We start from the raw sequence: 16,968 nt of genomic DNA, 5'->3' as shown, positions 1-16,968 counted from the left end.
CTTCACATTACGCGTTATTGCCCTGTGGAAAGAGCGCCGACAGCCCGCGATAGGAGTCGTCATATTCGCAGGACTCATGAATGCCCTGGTGCAGATAGGCCTCCATTTTTGGATAGAGGGTAATCGCCTGATCCAGCAGCGGATCGCTGCCGGCGGCATAGGCCCCTACGCTCACCAGATCGCGGTTGCGCTGATACGAGGAGAGCATCTGCTTAAAACGCTGCACCTTTTTGTAGTGCGCCGGGTCAATCAGTTCGGTCATCGCACGGCTGATCGAAGCTTCGATATCGATCGCCGGATAGTGGCCCGACTCGGCCAGACGACGGGAGAGCACCACGTGACCATCAAGGATCGCGCGCGCCGAGTCGGCGATCGGATCCTGCTGATCGTCCCCTTCCGTCAACACGGTATAGAAGGCGGTGATCGAACCGCCGCCTTTAATGCCGTTCCCGGCGCGCTCCACCAGCGCGGGCAGTTTGGCAAACACTGAGGGCGGATAGCCTTTAGTGGCGGGCGGCTCGCCAATCGCCAGCGCGATCTCACGCTGTGCCATCGCGTAACGGGTCAGGGAATCCATAATCAGCAGAACGTTGAGGCCGCGATCGCGGAAATCCTCCGCCAGGCGCGTGGCGTAAACCGCGCCCTGCATACGCAAAATCGGCGAAACATCGGCCGGGGCAGCAATCACCACCGATCGTTTAAGCCCATCTTTGCCAAGAATGTTTTCGATAAAATCTTTCACTTCGCGGCCACGTTCGCCAATCAGACCGACGACAATGACGTCCGCTTTGGTAAAGCGCGCCATCATGCCCAGCAGTACGCTTTTGCCGACGCCGGAACCGGCAAACAGGCCCATGCGCTGCCCGCGCCCGACGGTAAGCAGGCCGTTAATGGCACGCACGCCGACATCAAGCACGTTTTTAATCGGATCGCGCTGTAACGGGTTAAACGGCGGCGTAAAGAGCGGCCCGCGATCGCTAGTGTTCGGCGGCGGCAGGCCGTCGAGCGGGCGGGCGCTGGCATCGAGCACACGCCCGAGCAGTTCCGGCCCCAACGGTAACTGTTTGCCTTTGGTGTTGCTGCCCAGCGCGTAAACGCGCGCACCCGGCAACACGCCCTCGACGTTCTCAAGGGGCATCAGATAGAGGATCTCACCATTAAAGCCGACCACTTCGCTCTCGACGCGCTGGATCCCCTCTTCACTTTCACGCTCGACAATGCAGAGCGTGCCGATGGGCAGCTTCAGGCCGACGGCTTCCATCACCAGACCGGTGGCGCGGGTCAGGCGGCCGTAGCGGCGAAACAGCGGCAGCGCCGCGATGCGCTTCTCGCGCAGATCCACGCCATCAAGCCATGTCTTCAGCCGCGCGGTCATAAGGAGAAGTCCTCCCTGCTCAGGATGCAGAGTTCGTTCCAGCGGGTTTCGGTGGTGGCATCAAGCTCACCGCCGTCGGTAGTCAGGCGGCAGCCGCCCGGCAGCATCTGCGCATCGGTGCACAACTCCCAGCCACGGGCATGCAGCACTTCGCCCAGTTGCTCCTGAACCGACGCCGACGCCTCCGGGCTGATCCACAGCTTCACCTGCCCCAGCTGTTTAGTATCTTCCTGCAACAGCTGTTGAATGCGGGTCAGCAGCCAGGCGTTAGTGGTGGTGGAGACCACGCTTTCGCCGAGCAGGCTGCGCGCCGCCATCAGCGCCACCTGCACCAGCCGCGCGGGCATCACGCTGTCGAGGCTATCAAGGGTAATTTTGACGTTATCAACCAGTTGCGCGAACTCCTGTGCCTGCGCTTGCTGTAACTGACGGTACTCGGCCTTCCCTTTCTCGATGCCCTCTTCGCGCCCCTCTTCAAAGCCTTTGGCGTAGCCGAGCTTTGTCCCCTCTTCCACGCCGCGCGTCTGGCCCTGGGCAAACCCTTTCTGCTCGGCCTGCTTACGCAGACGTGAGAGTTCCATTTGCAGCGCCGCTTCACTCGCCGGATCGCTGGCCGGCACGGCGGTGCGCAGCTCGGGCTCGCTGCTTAACGCGTCGTCGAGCAGGTTTTCAGGCCGCCAGGCGTGCCACTGGGTCTTAGACGTAGGCATCGTCGCCTCCACCAATCACAATCTCGCCGGTCTCCGCCAGACGACGTACCACCAGCAGGATCGCTTTCTGTTCGTTTTCGACCTGCGACATACGCACAGGGCCACGGGAGTTCAGATCGTCACGCATAATGTCGGCCTGACGTTTGGACATATTGCGGAAGAACTTGTCGCGCAGCGCGTCGTCCACGCCTTTCAGCGCGACGATCAGCGATTCGTTGTCGATATCCTGCAGGATGCGCTGGATGCTGCGATCTTCCATCTCGACCAGGTTCTCGAAGAGGAACATCTCGTCGATAATTTTCTGCGCCAGCTCCTGGTCGTATTCGCGTACCGCTTCGATAGCCGCATCTTCCTGGTGAGATTTCATCAGGTTGAGGATCTCCGCCGCCGGACGCACGCCGCCCATCTTGTTGCGCTTGATGTTCTGACCATGCAGCAGGTTGTTGAGCACTTCCGTCAACTCCTGCAGCGCCACCGGCTGCACGCCGCCGAAGGTGGCGATACGCAGCAGAATGTCGTTGCGTTCGCGCTCGTCGAATTTCGCCAGCAGATCGGCTGCCTGGCTGCGTTTCAGGTGGACAAGGATGGTGGCGATAATCTGCGGATGCTCATCACGGATGAGATCGAAGACCATCTGCGGCTCCATAAAGTTGAGCGTTTCGATGCCGTTACGATCATCATTGGCCTCAAGCAGATCTTCGAGCAGGCTGTTAGCGCGCTCTTCGCCCAGCGCTTTCACCAACACGCTGCGTAGGTATTCATTGGTGTTGACATCCAGCACCGCAAATTCACCGGAATCGCGGCGGAACTCCTTCATCACTACCGCCAGCTGGTCGTGGGTGTAGGTGCCCATCGAGACCATGGCGCTACTGATCATGGTCACTTCGTGGGTATTCAGGTGCTTAAAGACTTCGGCTGCACGCTCGTCACCGAGCGTCAGCATGACTATGGCGCATTTCTCGGCGGCGTTCATGACGACTTCTGCTCCTTATTTAACCATTGGCGAATCACCAGGGCGATGACCTGCGGCTCCTGGTCAGCCATTTCACGCAGGTGCTGCGCCTGTTGTTCGGTTTCGACGCGCTGCTGCGCTTTGGCGGTTTCCGCGCTCTGGCGTTTACGCACCTGCTCATCCAGCTCCGCCTGGCGCACCTCTTTCTCCATCTCCAGACGCTGGATCAGCATCTCCTGATGGCGGATCCAGAAGGGTTGCACCGCCTTGCGCCACAGGATCCAGGCGATCAGTGCCACAAACAGATAGCGTGCGCCGGAGAGCATCAGCTTGATAAATTCCGGCTGTTTCCACAGCGGAACAGGCGCTTCCTCTTCCTGGTCGGTGAAGATGGTGTTGACGACGTTCAGCGTATCGCCACGTTTGTCGGAGAAGCCCATCACCTCTTTAACCAGCGCATTGATCTGATCCAGCTGCGCTTTGTTGAGCGCCACCGGCTTGCCATCTTTGCCCTGCTTATAGTTCACCACCACCGCAACAGAGAGGCGCTCAAGCACGCCGGTGTTGCGCTTAATGTGGGTCAGCGTTTTATCCACCTCGTAGTTGGTGGTCTCATCGCTCTGCTTGTTGTACGGCGTCAGCGTCGGTGCCGGTGCCGCAGCGGGTGCTGCGTTATTACCGTTCGCGCCGCCCTGCCTGTTGGCCTGCTGCGCTGCGGGATCTTCAATCGGTGTGGAGACCGGGGCCGGTGGCTGGTTGCTTAACGCGCCCGGCACGCCGCCGACCGCGTTCTTGCCGCCCTGCTCGTTGTTGCTGCTCTGACGGCTGCGAATCGCCATATTTTCCGGGCGGCTGTTCGGCTGATACTGCTCCGCCGTCTGCTCATGCTGGGTGAAGTCAACCTGCGCGGTCACCTGGGTTCTGACGTTCTGCGTGCCAACAATCGGCGCGAGGATCGCCTGAATACGGCGCTGATAATCGGACTCCATCTTGCGCACATATTGCAGCTGCGTGGTCTGGGTGGCCTGTGCGCCGTTCTGCGACATCATGTGGCCGCTCTGATCGACAATCGTTACCCGATCGGCGCTCAGTCCCGGCACAGCGCTGGAGATCATGAAAGTAATGGCGCTCACCTGCCCCGAATCGAGCGTTCTGCCGTTAATCAGGTTCAGCGTCACCGAAGCGGAAGGCTCTTTGCGATCCTGCAAAAAGAGCGACGGCTTCGGCATCGCCAGGTGGACGCGCGCCGAGCGCACCGGCCCCAGGGTTTCGATAGTGCGAGACAGTTCGCCCTCCAGCGCGCGCTGGAAATTGACCTGCTCGTTAAACTGGCTGATACCAAACTTCTCCTGGTCCAGCAGTTCAAAACCTACCGAGCCGCCCTTCGGCAACCCTTGCTGCGCCAGCTTGAGACGCACTTCGTAGATCTGCTCTGAGGGGATCTCGATGGAGCCGTCATGCTCGGCAAAACGGTACGGCACCTGCATCTGTTTCAGTTGAGTGACAACCGCGCCGCCATCCTCCTCGCTGATATTGCTATAGAGCACGCGGTAGTCTGGTTCTTTCGCCCAGAACATCAGCGCAATAACAATAGAAATAGCGGCCGCAGCCGCGACAAAAAAGAGGATGCGGGGGTTAGCCCGAATATTTTCGAGCACTGCCTTTACATCGACAATGCCTTTCTTTTTACTACCGGTGATTGTGGCAGTCATGCCAATGTCCTGTAAAAGTGAATGCCGGAATTAAAAGTAAAAATAATTACGGCTCGGCTCATCTGGTATGCAATTAATAAAAGCAAATGTATTTCTCAGGAAAATTCCCGGATGCGTATTATCTACAGAAAGCCCGTTTTTCTAAGTGGTAATAAGGTGAAATTTGTGTCAGCTATTCACGTTATGTCGTTTTTCAGACCACATGGTAAGCTTGCGGCCAATAACTAATAAGGTCATTTTCATGTCGATGAATACATTAGGCGGCGTATTGAATCAGATTCAGTCGCAGGCCAGACAAGTCTCAGATATCAGTGCGTTAAACCCCTTTAACGCGACGCGTAAAACAGAAAGCAGTTCACAATTTTCTAATATTTTGCTTAACAGCATTAACAATATTAGCGGAATGCAGACATTTGCTAAGCAACAGTCACAGGCTTATCTCACCGGTGCCGAGGGGATCGGCCTGAATGATGTGATGGTCTCCATTCAAAAATCGTCGGTGGCGTTAAACCTGGGCGTGCAGGTGCGAAATAAACTCGTCAGCGCCTACCAGGAAATAATGAGCATGCCGGTATAACGCCTAAGCAATATCTTATTCTCGATTAACGCGAAAATAGTGCTGCTATTTTTCACGGCTGAATAAGTCCGGCTGTTTTATAACTGTTAATAAAATAGCCGGCATATCGCCGGTGATTCATTTTAGCGTCACCAGCAATGTGCGTTTAAAAAACCCATGGGTTTAAGCCAACACTTATGACAAAGAGCCAGAAAAATAGATTTTCATCTGCCGATAGCGCAGCGCCCACTCCGGGCACGTTGACCGGCCATGAATTAGAAAAGATCAGCGCGCTGATTTACCAGCGCGCGGGCATTGTGTTGACGCCGCAAAAAAAAGACATGGTGTTCAACCGCCTCTCCCGCCGCCTGCGCGAGCTGAATCTGCGCAGATTCGACGACTACATTGCGCTGCTGGTGAACAACCCGACCAGCCGCGAGTGGCAGGAGTTTATTAACGCCCTGACCACCAATTTGACCTCCTTTTTTCGCGAGGCGTACCACTTTCCGACGCTGGCGAAACATGCCCAGTCTCGACCGGGGATGTACAGCGTCTGGTGCGCGGCGGCCTCAACCGGCGAAGAGCCGTGGTCGATCGCCATGACGCTGGAGGCGGCGCTGGGCCGCAGTATTACCGGCCCGCGCGTGCTGGCGACCGATATCGACACCGACGTGCTGGAACGAGCGGTACAGGGCGTTTATCGCCTGGCGGATATCGACAACCTGAGCGAGCAGCAGAAAAAAAGCTGGTTTTTACGCGGCACCGGCGAGCAGGCAAATATGGTGAAAATCAAAAGCGAACTGCGCAACAGCGTGCAGTTTCGCCAGCTCAACCTGATCGAAAGCCAGTGGGATATTCCCGCCCCGTTCGATGCGATTTTTTGCCGCAACGTGATGATCTATTTCGATCACAACACCCAGGGGAAGCTGCTTCAGCGCTTCGCGAAAATGCTCAAGCCTGGCGGGCTGCTGTTCGTGGGTCACTCTGAACATTTTCAAAACATGAACAGTCCATTTCGTTTGCTCGGACAGTCCGTCTATCGCCTCGCGGAGTGAGAAGGATGAAAAAGATTAAGGTGCTCTGCATTGATGACTCGTCGCTGATTCGCAAAATCATGACGCGCATCGTCAATGAACAACCGGATATGGAAATGGTAGCGACTGCCCTCGATCCCATCATCGCCCGCGATCTGATTAAGCAGCACAACCCGGATGTGCTGACGCTGGATGTTGAAATGCCGCGCATGGATGGCCTCGATTTTCTTGAGCGCCTGATGCGTCTGCGCCCGATGCCGGTGGTGATGCTCTCATCGCTGACCAACAAAGGCTCGGACATTACCCTCAGCGCGCTGGAGCTGGGGGCAGTTGATTTTATTACCAAACCGGAAACCGGTTTGCAGGACGGCATGGCGCACTACAGCGAGATGATTGTCGACAAAATCCGTATGGCGGCGAAAGCGCGCGTCGCCCGCCGCGACGGCAAACCGCTGCCGCGACGGATTGTGCATGGCCCGCTGATTGGCAGCGAAAAGATTATTGCCATTGGTTCATCGACCGGTGGCACCGAGGCGCTGCGCCAGCTGCTGGTGCCGATGCCGGCCACCAGCCCCGGCATCGTGATTGCACAGCATATGCCGGGCGGTTTTACCCGCTCGTTCGCCAACCGACTCGACCATCTCTGTCAGATGTCGGTACAGGAGGCTGAAGAGGGCGACCGCGTACTGCCCGGTCATGTTTACATCGCGCCGGGCGGCTTCCATATGGAGCTGACGCGCAGCGGGGCGAACTATCACATCAAATTGAGTGATGACTCGCCGATCAACCGCCATCGCCCGTCGGTGGATGCGCTCTTTCACTCCGTCGCACGCTGCGCGGGGAAAAACGCCGTGGGGGCCATTTTAACCGGCATGGGCAGCGACGGTGCCGCCGGCCTGCTGGCGATGCGTGAAGCCGGCGCATGGACCATCGCCCAGAGCGAACGCAGCTGCGTGGTCTTTGGTATGCCGCGCGAAGCGATTGCCCTTGGCGCCGCCTGTGAAACGGTCGATCTGGACCATATTGGCCAGCACATTTTGAACCACTCGGCCGATCAGGCTCGCAGAATTTAACCACCACCCCACTACCCGTTCCACTTACTGAGTTTAGGAAATAGAGATGGCCGACAAGAACTTACGTTTTTTAGTTGTCGATGACTTCGCCACCATGCGACGCATTGTGCGCAACCTTTTGAAAGATTTGGGCTTTAACCGCGTTGAAGAGGCGGAAGATGGCCTGGATGCACTGAACAAGCTGCGCGAAGACGCCTTCGACTTTGTGATCAGCGACTGGAACATGCCCAACATGGACGGCTTACAGCTGCTGACGGAAATTCGCAACGATGCGAACTTGAAAACCATGCCGGTGCTGATGGTCACTGCCGAAGCGAAGAAAGAGAACATCATCGCCGCCGCGCAGGCCGGTGCCAGCGGCTACGTGGTGAAACCGTTCACCGCGGCGACGCTTGAAGAGAAGCTGAACAAAATTTTTGAAAAGATCGGCTGGTAACCCATGACGGCGGAACATACGCAACCTGAAGAGGATTTCAAAGGCATCTTCTCCCGCGTCGGGCAACTGGCGCGACTGCTGCGCGACAGCCTGGTCGACCTCGGGCTGGATCGCACCATTATCGAAGCGGCCGACGCCATCCCGGATACCCGTGAGCGATTGAACTATGTGGTAGGCAAAACCGCGCAGGCCGCCGAGCGCGTGCTGACCTGCGTCGAAGAGGCGCGCCCGCTGCAGGAGAGGATCGTTAATGACGGCGAGCAGCTGGCGACACGCTGGGATGCCTGGTTTGCCGCGCCCGTGGAACTCGCTGATGCCCGGGAATTAGTCACCGCAACCCGTGACTACCTGACGCAGGCACCGCAGGCGGCACGCAAAAGCGATGAGCACCTGATGGAGATCATGATGGCGCAGGACTTCCAGGATCTTACCGGCCAGGTGATTCGCCGCATGATGTCGCTGATCGAAACGGTCGAGACCGAGCTTATCCAGGTGCTGCTGGAGTACGTGCCAGAAGCGCCGCAGGAGAAGAGAGTGAAAGAGGATGAAGTGACGCTGGTCAACGGTCCGCAAGTCGACAGCAACAAAGCCGGAGTGATGGCGACGCAAGATCAGGTCGATGACCTGCTTGATTCGCTGGGCTTCTAAAGCAGCGGGCGCGGCCCGTGCACTGAGCAGATCATGTCAGAAGAGAGCGACGTAGAAAAAACCGAAGAGCCCACGCCCCACCGAAAACAGAAGGCGCGTGAAGAGGGGCAGATCCCACGCTCGAAAGAGCTGAGTTCGTTACTGATGCTGCTGGCCGGCTGGGCGCTGATGCTCTCCGGCGGCAATGAGTTTGCCCACAGCATGATGCAACTGCTGCGCAGCGGGCTGGTGCTCAACCGGTTACCGGTGATGGATCCGCAGTCGATGTTCCATCAGGCGCGCTTTTTACTGGAGATGATGGGCAGTGCGCTGCTGCCCATCTTATTCGGTCTCTTCGTCACCGGGATTGCCGCGCCGATGCTGCTGGGCGGGGTCAATTTAAGCGGCAAATCGCTGAAGGTCGATCTCAAGCGGTTGTCGCTGTTGCAGGGGTTGAAACGGCTCTTCTCCGCGCAGGTGATGTCGGAAATGCTCAAAGGCAGCCTGAGGGTGGCGCTGGTGGCGTGCGCCTTCGCGCTCTACCTCTACAACAACAAAGCGCATTTCATCCAGCTGGTTAACGAAGCGTTACCGATGGCCGTCGCCCACGCCATGAGCATGGTACTTAACTGCCTGCTGATGGTGATCTTCTTCCTGCTGCCGGTGGTGGGCTACGACGTCTTTTACCAAATCACGAGTCACCTGAAGAAGCTGCGCATGAGCCGCCAGGAGATCCGCGATGAGTTTAAACAACAAGAGGGCGATCCGCATATCAAGAGCCGCATCAAGCAGATGCAGCGCGCAGCGGCTCGCAGCCGGATGATGGCCGACATCCCACAAGCGGATGTCATCGTCAATAACCCGACGCACTACTCGGTGGCGCTCTCCTACAAAGAGGGCGGCATGAGTGCGCCGACGGTGGTGGCGAAAGGTGCCGGCGATATCGCCTTAAAAATACGTGAGCTGGGCGCGCAACACCGCGTGCCGATGCTCGAAGCGCCCCCGCTTGCCCGCGCGCTCTACCGCCACTGTGACATTGGCGAGCAGATCCCGGGTGAGCTTTATAGCGCCGTCGCGGAAGTTCTGGCCTGGGTTTACGGCCTGCGACGCTGGCGCAGTAGCGGCGGCATTCCGCCGAAAAAACCCGGGAACCTTGCGGTTCCTGCGTCGATGGATTTCGCAACTGAGAGTAAAGACTGATGGCTAATCTCGCCAGCAAACTACGCTTACCGGCGTTTAAAGAAACCGAATGGCAAATTATGGCCGGCCCGGTGCTGATCATGCTGATTCTGGCAATGATGGTGCTGCCGCTGCCCGCCTTTTTGCTCGATACGCTCTTCACCTTCAATATCGTCCTGTCGTTGATGATCTTGCTGGTGGCGATGTTTACGCAGAAAACCCTCGAGTTTTCCGCCTTCCCGACCGTGCTGCTCTTCTCAACCCTGTTGCGACTGGCACTTAACATCGCCTCAACGCGTATTATTTTGATGGAGGGCCACACCGGTGCTGCCGCCGCGGGCCGGGTGGTTGAGGCCTTCGGCCACTTCCTGGTGGGCGGCAACTTCGCGATTGGTATCGTGGTGTTCGCCATCCTCATCATCATCAACTTTATGGTCATCACCAAAGGTGCCGGGCGTATCGCCGAAGTGGGCGCGCGCTTTGTGCTCGACGGCATGCCCGGCAAACAGATGGCGATCGACGCCGACCTCAACGCCGGGCTTATCGGCGAAGCCGAGGCCAAACGTCGCCGCAGCGAAGTGACCCAGGAGTCCGACTTTTACGGCTCGATGGATGGTGCGAGTAAGTTCGTGCGCGGGGATGCGATCGCCGGGCTGCTGATCATGGCGATTAACGTCATCGGCGGTCTGACCATCGGCGTGCTTCAGCACGGCCTGAGCGTCGCCGAAGCGGGCGAGACTTACACCCTGCTGACCATCGGTGACGGCCTGGTGGCGCAGATCCCGGCGCTGATTATCTCGACCGCCGCCGGTGTGATTGTCACCCGCGTCTCCAACGATGAAGATATCGGCGAGCAGATGGTCAGCCAGCTGTTCAATAACCCGCGGGTGATGGTGCTTTCTGCTGGCGTTATCGGCCTGCTGGGGCTGATCCCCGGCATGCCAAATTTTGTCTTCCTGATGTTTACCGCCATTCTGCTGGGGCTTGCCTGGTGGATGCGTGGACGCCAAATGAAACAGCCCGCCGCCGCCAGGCGCGGTGTTGCTGATGATAAAGATAGCGCCAGCGCGCAGGCCGCCAACGATCACGCGTCTGCCGAAGCCTCGTGGGAAGATGTCGAGATGGAAGATGTGCTCGGCCTCGAAGTGGGTTACCGCCTGATCCCGCTGGTTGACAGCACCCAGGATGGCCAGTTGCTGGTGCGCGTACGCGGTATCCGTAAGAAGTTCGCCCAGGAGATGGGCTTTCTGCCGCCGCCGATCCATATTCGCGATAACCTCGATCTGGCACCCGGCCATTACCGCATTCTGCTGAAGGGCGTGGAGATTGGCAGCGGCGATATTGAGTCCGATCGCTGGATGGCGATCAACCCCGGCTATGCCGAAGGGACGCTGCCCGGTACGCCGTGCGTCGATCCGGCGTTCGGTCTGCCCGCCTGCTGGATCGATGAGGTGTTGCGTGAACAGGCGCAGATCCAGGGCTTTACAGTGGTCGATCCCAGCTCGGTGATCGCCACCCACCTGAACCATCTCATCACGCTGCACACCGAAGAGCTGTTCAGCCGCCAGGAGACGCAGCAGCTGCTCGATCGCATCACCAAAGAGATGCCGAAGCTGGTGGAAGATCTGATCCCGGGCGTTATCTCCGTAACGCTGTTCCACAAAGTGTTGCAGAACCTGCTGGCCGAGCGCGTGTCGATCCGCGATATGCGCACCATTATCGATACGCTGGCGGAGTATGCGCCGGTGCAGAGCGATCCGGATGAACTCACCTCGCAGGTGCGCGTACGTCTGGGCCGCGCGATCACCGCCCAGTGGTTCCGCAATGATGACGATATAAAAGTGATTGGCCTCGACAGCGCGCTGGAGAGATTGCTGATTCAGTCATTGCAAAGCGGCAGCGCCATTGAGCCGGGTATCGCGGAAAACCTGATGCGTCAGGCCGATCGCGCCATTACCGAACAGCAGTCCCTCGGCGTCTCGCCGGTGGTGCTGGTCAATCCGGCGCTGCGCACCATGGTGTCGCGCTTCCTGCGCCGCGCCTTCCCGCAGCTTGGCGTGCTGTCGACCATGGAGATCAGCAACAATAAAACGGTGCAGATGACCGCCGTGATTGGCACCAGTGCATGAAACGCGCTCTGCTGATAAGCCTGCTGCTGGCATTGCCGGCAGCGGCTCAACCGCCACAAGGCGCCTGGAGCGTCACAAGCATGGGCGGCAGCGTCAGCCTCGGTAAAGCGATCCTGCGCGGCCGCCCGCTGCATGCCCCTGACCATCTCTCCCCTTCTGCGCGCGTGACGCACTTCTCCTGGCGCATTACTCTGCTCACCCCTCCCCCACTGGGATTAGAGATTAAGCTCTGCCGCATCGAGCGCTGCGTCATATTACCCGCGCTTGCGGGAACGCAACGCGTGGCGATACCTTTTCCAGCCAGCGGAGAGTTTCGTTTTATCTATTCTGTGAACCGTGCCGGTCAACTGCAGCCGCCGCTTACTGTGCTGCGCAATCAATTAACCGTGAATTATCGTTAAGGTAATTAAAAAGGCTCCAGGTTTAGAATCAACCTACAGCCTTTTTTATAAACTCAATGTAACGAAGGGGCTTGATGAAGGGTATAAAGTTGGCTGCACCGGGCACCACGATGTATAGAGGATAAGTTCTGCTTTAACGTATCAAGACGCGCCCGTAAATTGCGGGTGATTTCAGCTTCATTATCGAGCAACTGTTGTAGCAGACCTTTCAGCGCCTCTTTTTCACTGGCCGAAAGGGCATCCGTACTGTTATTTAAAATATCCTGCTTCTTGATGACATAACGCGAAGCAACCTCAATAAAATCATCCCAGCGCGCTTCTCTCGCCATTGCGAGGATCGCCAGGTTCATCTCATACAGCTCGCGATAGTAATGAGGGATTATTTCAGCCATAGCGCACCCTTTTCTGTGCCGGTTCAATCTCTTTCCAGGTCGCTGCCAGCTTCATTAATAAACCATCAATATGTTTTAACGGCTCGGGATTATTATGCAGATTGGCCTCAAGCAGCGTGCGCGACATATATTCATACATCTGTTCGAGGTCAGCGGCGATACCTTTTCCGGTTTCATGATCGAGCGCGGCGCGCAGGCCGTTATCAATAATATTGATCGCTTTCGAAATCATTTTGCCGCGCTGGGCGACATTACCGTTCTCAAAATGGATGGCGGCCTGCAGGATGGCGCTGTGCGCGCCGTCAAACAGCATGGTGATCAGTTGGTGCGGCGTCGCGCCAGCGAGTTTGCTTTGCAGCGAAATCCGGGCGTAGGCGTTGGCGCCTTGTGATGCATACATAAAAAGCTCCTCAAAGCAGGCCGATAATGGCCTGCTATAAATAAAAATTAGAGTGTGGAGAGCAGCGAGGTGAGCTGCGAACTCATGCTGTTGAGGTTCGACATCAGGGAGTCGAGGTTCTGGAACTGCACGCGGTAAACCTCCACCTGCGCATCAATCAGCTTCTGGGTTTTATCGATCTGCGCCTGTACGATTTCAGTCTGATCTTCCAGGCTGTCAGTCGCCCCTTCGATGATTCCGTCGGTATCCGTTTTCGAATCACCCAGGTAATCGGTCATGATTTTGCCGAGCGACGTGGCCATACCTTCGCTATCGCTGCGTCCGGTGAACATGGTGGCGATCTCTTCCGGGTTATCGGCAATCGCTTCGTCCAGCGTATCTTCATCCAGTGTCATCTGGCCGGTAGCGGCATCGATAGTAATGCCCAAATCCGCCAGTGAACCGTAAGTTGCGCCCGCATCGCCATACACACCGTTGACGGTCGAACGCAGCTCGCTCACCAGCCCACGCAGCGTGGAGTCGCCCATCAGCGAACCGTTGTCGGAGTTTTCGGTCGCCACTTCTTCATCGCCCAGATCGGAGGTATCTGCCGCGACATACTTGCTGGAAGAGGTGGTTTGCTTGAGCAACGCGTTGTATTTACTGACGAAGTCTTGCAGGCTGGTTTTGATCGCCGAGGTATCGTTGGTCAGCGTTAACTGCTCAGCGTCACCATTTTCCGACACGGTTTTCAGGTTCAGCGTGACGCCATCAATGATGTCGGTGATGTTATTGCTGGAGCGGGTGTAGTCCGACCCGTCGACGCGCAGTTTGGCATCTTTCGCATCAGAGACCGAAATCATATTGTCACTCTGGCCCGGGTCATTAATCACCTGGCCCTGATCGTCAATATGCTGACCACCGTTAGCGGTATCAAGCACGCCCGCCAGCGCGCTGTCGCCATCCACTTTTACCGACATTTCGCCATCGGAACCGGTAGTTTTCGAGCTCAGCACTAACTGGTAACCATCATCGGTACGCTGTACCGAGGCGGTGACGTTGCCCTTCTCTTTATTGATCGCTTTCGCGATCTGGTTCAGGGAGGTTTCATCATCTTCCAGTTCAACTTCCATGGTTTTGCCATCGTTCTGGGTGATGGTGATGGTGCGCGTACCGCCGGTGTTACTGGTGCCAAGCGCGGTATCGGCACTGGCTTGCGCCTGAGTTTTAAGCTTGTGCGCGGCAGCTAACTGAGAGATGGTCACCGAATGGCTGTCGGCTTGTGCGCTGCTGGTTGCCGTGGCGGTGAACGCTTCGTTGCTGCTGACGTTTAATTTATTAAAGGCATCACCGCTCATGGTGGTGATGCTTTTTTGCAGCGTCGACATCAGGCTGGAGATTTTGCCCCAGTCGGAAATCTGCGACTCATATTTGCTCTTAAGGTTAGTGTAAGGCGTCAGTCGCGTTTGCTCGGCCGCCTGAATTTGATCAAGCATCGAGGCTGTATCAATCCCGCCGGTACCGACGCCTAGTGATGAAATACCCATTTTTTCTCCTGTCGGAAATCTCGTTTTGCGGTGGTTCTCTATTAAGCTATCGGCGCAGGAAAATAAAAGATGAATTTTTTACCGTTATCTAAAAAACAACAAATATATAGCCAGCAGCCTTCCCTTGCGTATTAACAGGCCATCAAGCGGGTTTTGAAAAAGCATTAATTTATTGCCTTTAAATGGCAGCAAAAATGACTTTAATTTGGCCCATCGCGCTCTCCTCATCTTTTCTTCTTTATATAGGAAGAGTCACCAAAGAAATCACCAACTACTAACCCACAACTAAATACTCGATATAATGCCACTCCTGGCGCCAATTCTTAAAATAAAAACAAAAAACGTATAAATAAGAGACAGAATTACATCAAAACGGCGTGTTTAATCAAAAAACGGCCGACTCAAGAAAAAGTTTTTGCCCTGAAAAACTTTAGTCATTTTTTAAAAGGCCGATTTATTTAGTATGCGAACGAAATGACGCATAACCATACTCTGTATAGTAAATTGTGTATAAGGAACTATCATGTCCCAGGTTATTAATACTAACGCCCTTAGCCTCGTCGCTCAGAACAACCTGAACAAATCTCAGGACTCTCTGGGCACTGCAATTGAACGTCTCTCTTCTGGTCTGCGTATTAATAGCGCGAAAGACGATGCAGCAGGTCAGGCGATCTCTAACCGTTTCACCGCCAACATCAACGGTCTGACTCAGGCTTCCCGTAACGCCAACGATGGTATCTCCATTGCACAGACCACTGAAGGCGCGCTGAACGAAATCAACGACAACCTGCAGAACATCCGTCGTCTGTCCGTACAGGCTCAGAACGGCACCAACTCAGATTCTGACCGTCAGTCCATCCAGGACGAAATCGATGCGCGTCTGGACGAGATCAACCGTATCTCTGAACAGACCGAGTTCAACGGCGTGAAAGTACTGAGCAAAGACCAGAAGCTCTCTATCCAGGTTGGTTCTAACGATGGCCAGACTATCGATATCGAACTGAACCAGATGGACTCTTCTACTCTGGGTATGGACGGCTTCAGCGTAGCTAACGGCATTGACACTACTACTCTGACTGCAAGCACCGGTACAGTGAAAGTTGACAGTGGTTTCGACTACGATGCAGCTAAATTCACCGACAGTGGCGCGACCGCAGCAACCAGCATCGACGATATCGTGGTTGATGATAACGGCGACGTGTTTGCAGTGAAAGGCGCTGAAATGTACGCCGTAACCGAAGATCCGACTACTGGTGAAATCTCCTTCAACTCCGATAACGACGTTGCCAGCTCTGTTGTGGGCACACCGACCAGCGTTGTTGGTGAAGATATGATGAAAGACCAGGCTATTAACATGACCGGTATCACCGGTACGTTAATGGAAGATGGTAAAGGTAACTACTACGTTGACGACGGTGCCGGCAACCTGACTGAAGCGACTATTGATACCACTACCTGGACTGCAACGGATACCGGTAAAGCTGTTTCTACTACTCCGGCAACTTCCGATCCGCTGACCAAAATCGACGAAGCACTGGCGCAGGTTGATGAAATGCGTTCCGGTCTGGGTGCGGTACAGAACCGTTTCGCGTCTGTTATCAGCAACCTGAACAACACCGTTAACAACCTGTCTGAATCCCGCTCTCGTATTCTGGATGCTGACTTCGCGTCTGAAGTATCTGAAATGAGCCGCGCGAACATTCTGCAGTCTGCAGGCACCACCGTGCTGGCACAGGCTAACCAGGTTCCGCAGAACGTGCTGTCTCTGCTGGGCTAATCTCTGCCGCTTAAGGCAGGTGTTCCTGCCTTATCCTTCAACCGCCCCTCACCGGGCGGTTTTTTTATGCCTGCGTTTTGTTAGATCGCATTGTTGCGGGCATTGATTGCCGGATGGCGGCTGCGCCTTATCCGGCCTACAAAACCACTCCGGCCCCGTAGGCCGGATAAGCGGTACGCGCCATCCGGCAATGGGGTTTGCATGTGGCTTTGGTGGAAGGGTTCCGTTCACCAGCATTATCCCCGAGGCACCTTTGCCGGATGGCGGCTGCGCCTTATCCGGCCAACAAAACCGCTCCGACCCCGTAGGCCGGATAAGCGGTACGCGCCATCCGGCAATATATCAGCGACACCGGCTTTGTTTTTTATCTGCAATATGACAGCGAGGGGGCTGTGTCCCCGCTGAAATCGGCGAACCGAAGCGGGAATGATAAGGTCTGGACGCCATGGATGGCGGACAGAGGCGAACCGAGACATGACAAAATTGCCGGGAGCAATTTTGAACAGCGCTTGCGCTGGCCCCGAAGGGGCGAGTCCCATGGATGGGACGAGTAAACCGAGTTCCAGAATGGAACGAGTAAGTCGAGTCGAGCCGGCCGCCGTCAGGCACGCGGGAGGTGAGCGCAGTGCGCAGCACCGATTTCCTCGCGGGGCCGCGGGGATTGACAAGGGGGGAGCGGTGTATGAACC

General features: G+C 56.3%; 16 protein-coding genes. 9 read left to right on the top strand and 7 right to left on the bottom strand.

Going from position 1 to position 16,968, the window contains the following annotated elements:
• Positions 1 to 7 precede the first annotated feature (7 nt).
• Genes fliI through fliF form a run of 4 tightly spaced genes read right to left on the bottom strand, consistent with a single transcriptional unit; the run spans position 8 to position 4,749 of the window.
• Entirely contained in the window at positions 8 to 1,375 is a 1,368-nt protein-coding gene (gene fliI, locus SOM48_RS20440) for a flagellar protein export ATPase FliI (RefSeq protein WP_042712446.1), read from the bottom strand.
• A complete protein-coding gene (locus tag SOM48_RS20435; RefSeq protein WP_076769083.1) occupies positions 1,372 to 2,085 on the bottom strand; it encodes a flagellar assembly protein FliH in 714 nt (237 codons plus the stop codon). The genes fliI and SOM48_RS20435 overlap by 4 nt, the downstream gene beginning before the upstream one ends.
• Positions 2,072 to 3,058 carry a flagellar motor switch protein FliG gene (gene fliG / locus SOM48_RS20430; protein ID WP_054804585.1) on the bottom strand — a complete coding sequence of 329 codons (987 nt, stop codon included), beginning with the start codon at positions 3,056 to 3,058 and terminating at the stop codon, positions 2,072 to 2,074. The genes SOM48_RS20435 and fliG overlap by 14 nt, the downstream gene beginning before the upstream one ends.
• Positions 3,055 to 4,749 carry a flagellar basal-body MS-ring/collar protein FliF gene (fliF, locus tag SOM48_RS20425; RefSeq protein WP_320512903.1) on the bottom strand — a complete coding sequence of 565 codons (1,695 nt, stop codon included), beginning with the start codon at positions 4,747 to 4,749 and terminating at the stop codon, positions 3,055 to 3,057. The genes fliG and fliF overlap by 4 nt, the downstream gene beginning before the upstream one ends.
• 241 nt (positions 4,750 to 4,990) lie before the next feature.
• Here fliF and fliE point away from each other — a divergent pair, with 241 nt between their 5' ends.
• The 8 genes from fliE to SOM48_RS20385 all read left to right on the top strand — a co-directional run bounded on the left by fliE (position 4,991) and on the right by SOM48_RS20385 (position 12,184).
• Positions 4,991 to 5,326, top strand: a complete 336-nt coding sequence (fliE, locus tag SOM48_RS20420; RefSeq protein ID WP_139965837.1) for a flagellar hook-basal body complex protein FliE — start codon at positions 4,991 to 4,993, stop codon at positions 5,324 to 5,326.
• A gap of 176 nt (positions 5,327 to 5,502) precedes the next feature.
• A complete protein-coding gene (locus SOM48_RS20415) occupies positions 5,503 to 6,360 on the top strand; it encodes a CheR family methyltransferase (RefSeq protein ID WP_139965836.1) in 858 nt (285 codons plus the stop codon).
• Between the two features lie 5 nt (positions 6,361 to 6,365).
• A complete protein-coding gene (locus SOM48_RS20410) occupies positions 6,366 to 7,412 on the top strand; it encodes a protein-glutamate methylesterase/protein-glutamine glutaminase (protein WP_054804583.1) in 1,047 nt (348 codons plus the stop codon).
• 46 nt (positions 7,413 to 7,458) lie between these two features.
• Entirely contained in the window at positions 7,459 to 7,848 is a 390-nt protein-coding gene (gene cheY, locus SOM48_RS20405; protein ID WP_042712453.1) for a chemotaxis response regulator CheY, read from the top strand.
• A gap of 3 nt (positions 7,849 to 7,851) precedes the next feature.
• Positions 7,852 to 8,496, top strand: a complete 645-nt coding sequence (gene cheZ / locus SOM48_RS20400) for a protein phosphatase CheZ (protein WP_139965835.1) — start codon at positions 7,852 to 7,854, stop codon at positions 8,494 to 8,496.
• Between the two features lie 33 nt (positions 8,497 to 8,529).
• Positions 8,530 to 9,675, top strand: a complete 1,146-nt coding sequence (gene flhB, locus SOM48_RS20395; RefSeq protein ID WP_320512902.1) for a flagellar biosynthesis protein FlhB — start codon at positions 8,530 to 8,532, stop codon at positions 9,673 to 9,675.
• Complete coding sequence (flhA, locus tag SOM48_RS20390) at positions 9,675 to 11,783, top strand: flagellar biosynthesis protein FlhA (protein ID WP_042712456.1); 2,109 nt, start codon at positions 9,675 to 9,677, stop codon at positions 11,781 to 11,783. The genes flhB and flhA overlap by 1 nt, the downstream gene beginning before the upstream one ends.
• Positions 11,780 to 12,184 (top strand): flagellar protein FlhE, encoded by a 405-nt coding sequence (locus SOM48_RS20385; protein WP_320512901.1) that lies wholly within the window; start codon positions 11,780 to 11,782, stop codon positions 12,182 to 12,184. Before flhA ends, SOM48_RS20385 begins: the two co-directional genes overlap by 4 nt.
• Before the next feature lie 53 nt (positions 12,185 to 12,237).
• Here SOM48_RS20385 and fliT read toward each other — a convergent pair whose 3' ends face one another.
• Genes fliT through fliD form a run of 3 tightly spaced genes read right to left on the bottom strand, consistent with a single transcriptional unit; the run spans position 12,238 to position 14,502 of the window.
• On the bottom strand, positions 12,238 to 12,576 hold the full coding sequence (fliT, locus tag SOM48_RS20380; RefSeq protein WP_054804580.1) for a flagellar protein FliT: 339 nt from the start codon (positions 12,574 to 12,576) through the stop codon (positions 12,238 to 12,240).
• Positions 12,569 to 12,976 (bottom strand): flagellar export chaperone FliS, encoded by a 408-nt coding sequence (gene fliS / locus SOM48_RS20375; RefSeq protein WP_042712461.1) that lies wholly within the window; start codon positions 12,974 to 12,976, stop codon positions 12,569 to 12,571. The genes fliT and fliS overlap by 8 nt, the downstream gene beginning before the upstream one ends.
• Positions 12,977 to 13,023: 47 nt before the next feature.
• Entirely contained in the window at positions 13,024 to 14,502 is a 1,479-nt protein-coding gene (gene fliD / locus SOM48_RS20370; RefSeq protein ID WP_288883295.1) for a flagellar filament capping protein FliD, read from the bottom strand.
• 523 nt (positions 14,503 to 15,025) lie between these two features.
• On the opposite strand from fliD, the gene SOM48_RS20365 reads away from it, so the two are divergent.
• Complete coding sequence (locus tag SOM48_RS20365; protein ID WP_054804579.1) at positions 15,026 to 16,279, top strand: FliC/FljB family flagellin; 1,254 nt, start codon at positions 15,026 to 15,028, stop codon at positions 16,277 to 16,279.
• Positions 16,280 to 16,968 lie beyond the last annotated feature (689 nt).

This window comes from Kosakonia sp. CFBP8986 (assembly GCF_034044935.1).
GTDB classification, from domain to species: Bacteria; Pseudomonadota; Gammaproteobacteria; order Enterobacterales; family Enterobacteriaceae; genus Kosakonia; species Kosakonia cowanii.
This window is presented reverse-complemented; position numbering and strand designations above follow the sequence as displayed.

Coding starts and splice junctions, on each gene's coding strand:
- SOM48_RS20410 (WP_054804583.1), top strand. CDS start 6,366: ATGAAAAAGATTAAGGTGCTCTGCATTGATGACTCGTCGCTGATTCGC.
- cheZ (WP_139965835.1), top strand. CDS start 7,852: ATGACGGCGGAACATACGCAACCTGAAGAGGATTTCAAAGGCATCTTC.
- cheY (WP_042712453.1), top strand. CDS start 7,459: ATGGCCGACAAGAACTTACGTTTTTTAGTTGTCGATGACTTCGCCACC.
- flhB (WP_320512902.1), top strand. CDS start 8,530: ATGTCAGAAGAGAGCGACGTAGAAAAAACCGAAGAGCCCACGCCCCAC.
- fliG (WP_054804585.1), bottom strand. CDS start 3,058: ATGAACGCCGCCGAGAAATGCGCCATAGTCATGCTGACGCTCGGTGAC.
- fliT (WP_054804580.1), bottom strand. CDS start 12,576: ATGGCTGAAATAATCCCTCATTACTATCGCGAGCTGTATGAGATGAAC.
- SOM48_RS20415 (WP_139965836.1), top strand. CDS start 5,503: ATGACAAAGAGCCAGAAAAATAGATTTTCATCTGCCGATAGCGCAGCG.
- fliS (WP_042712461.1), bottom strand. CDS start 12,976: ATGTATGCATCACAAGGCGCCAACGCCTACGCCCGGATTTCGCTGCAA.
- SOM48_RS20435 (WP_076769083.1), bottom strand. CDS start 2,085: ATGCCTACGTCTAAGACCCAGTGGCACGCCTGGCGGCCTGAAAACCTG.
- SOM48_RS20385 (WP_320512901.1), top strand. CDS start 11,780: ATGAAACGCGCTCTGCTGATAAGCCTGCTGCTGGCATTGCCGGCAGCG.
- fliF (WP_320512903.1), bottom strand. CDS start 4,749: ATGACTGCCACAATCACCGGTAGTAAAAAGAAAGGCATTGTCGATGTA.
- fliD (WP_288883295.1), bottom strand. CDS start 14,502: ATGGGTATTTCATCACTAGGCGTCGGTACCGGCGGGATTGATACAGCC.
- fliI (WP_042712446.1), bottom strand. CDS start 1,375: ATGACCGCGCGGCTGAAGACATGGCTTGATGGCGTGGATCTGCGCGAG.
- SOM48_RS20365 (WP_054804579.1), top strand. CDS start 15,026: ATGTCCCAGGTTATTAATACTAACGCCCTTAGCCTCGTCGCTCAGAAC.
- fliE (WP_139965837.1), top strand. CDS start 4,991: ATGTCGATGAATACATTAGGCGGCGTATTGAATCAGATTCAGTCGCAG.
- flhA (WP_042712456.1), top strand. CDS start 9,675: ATGGCTAATCTCGCCAGCAAACTACGCTTACCGGCGTTTAAAGAAACC.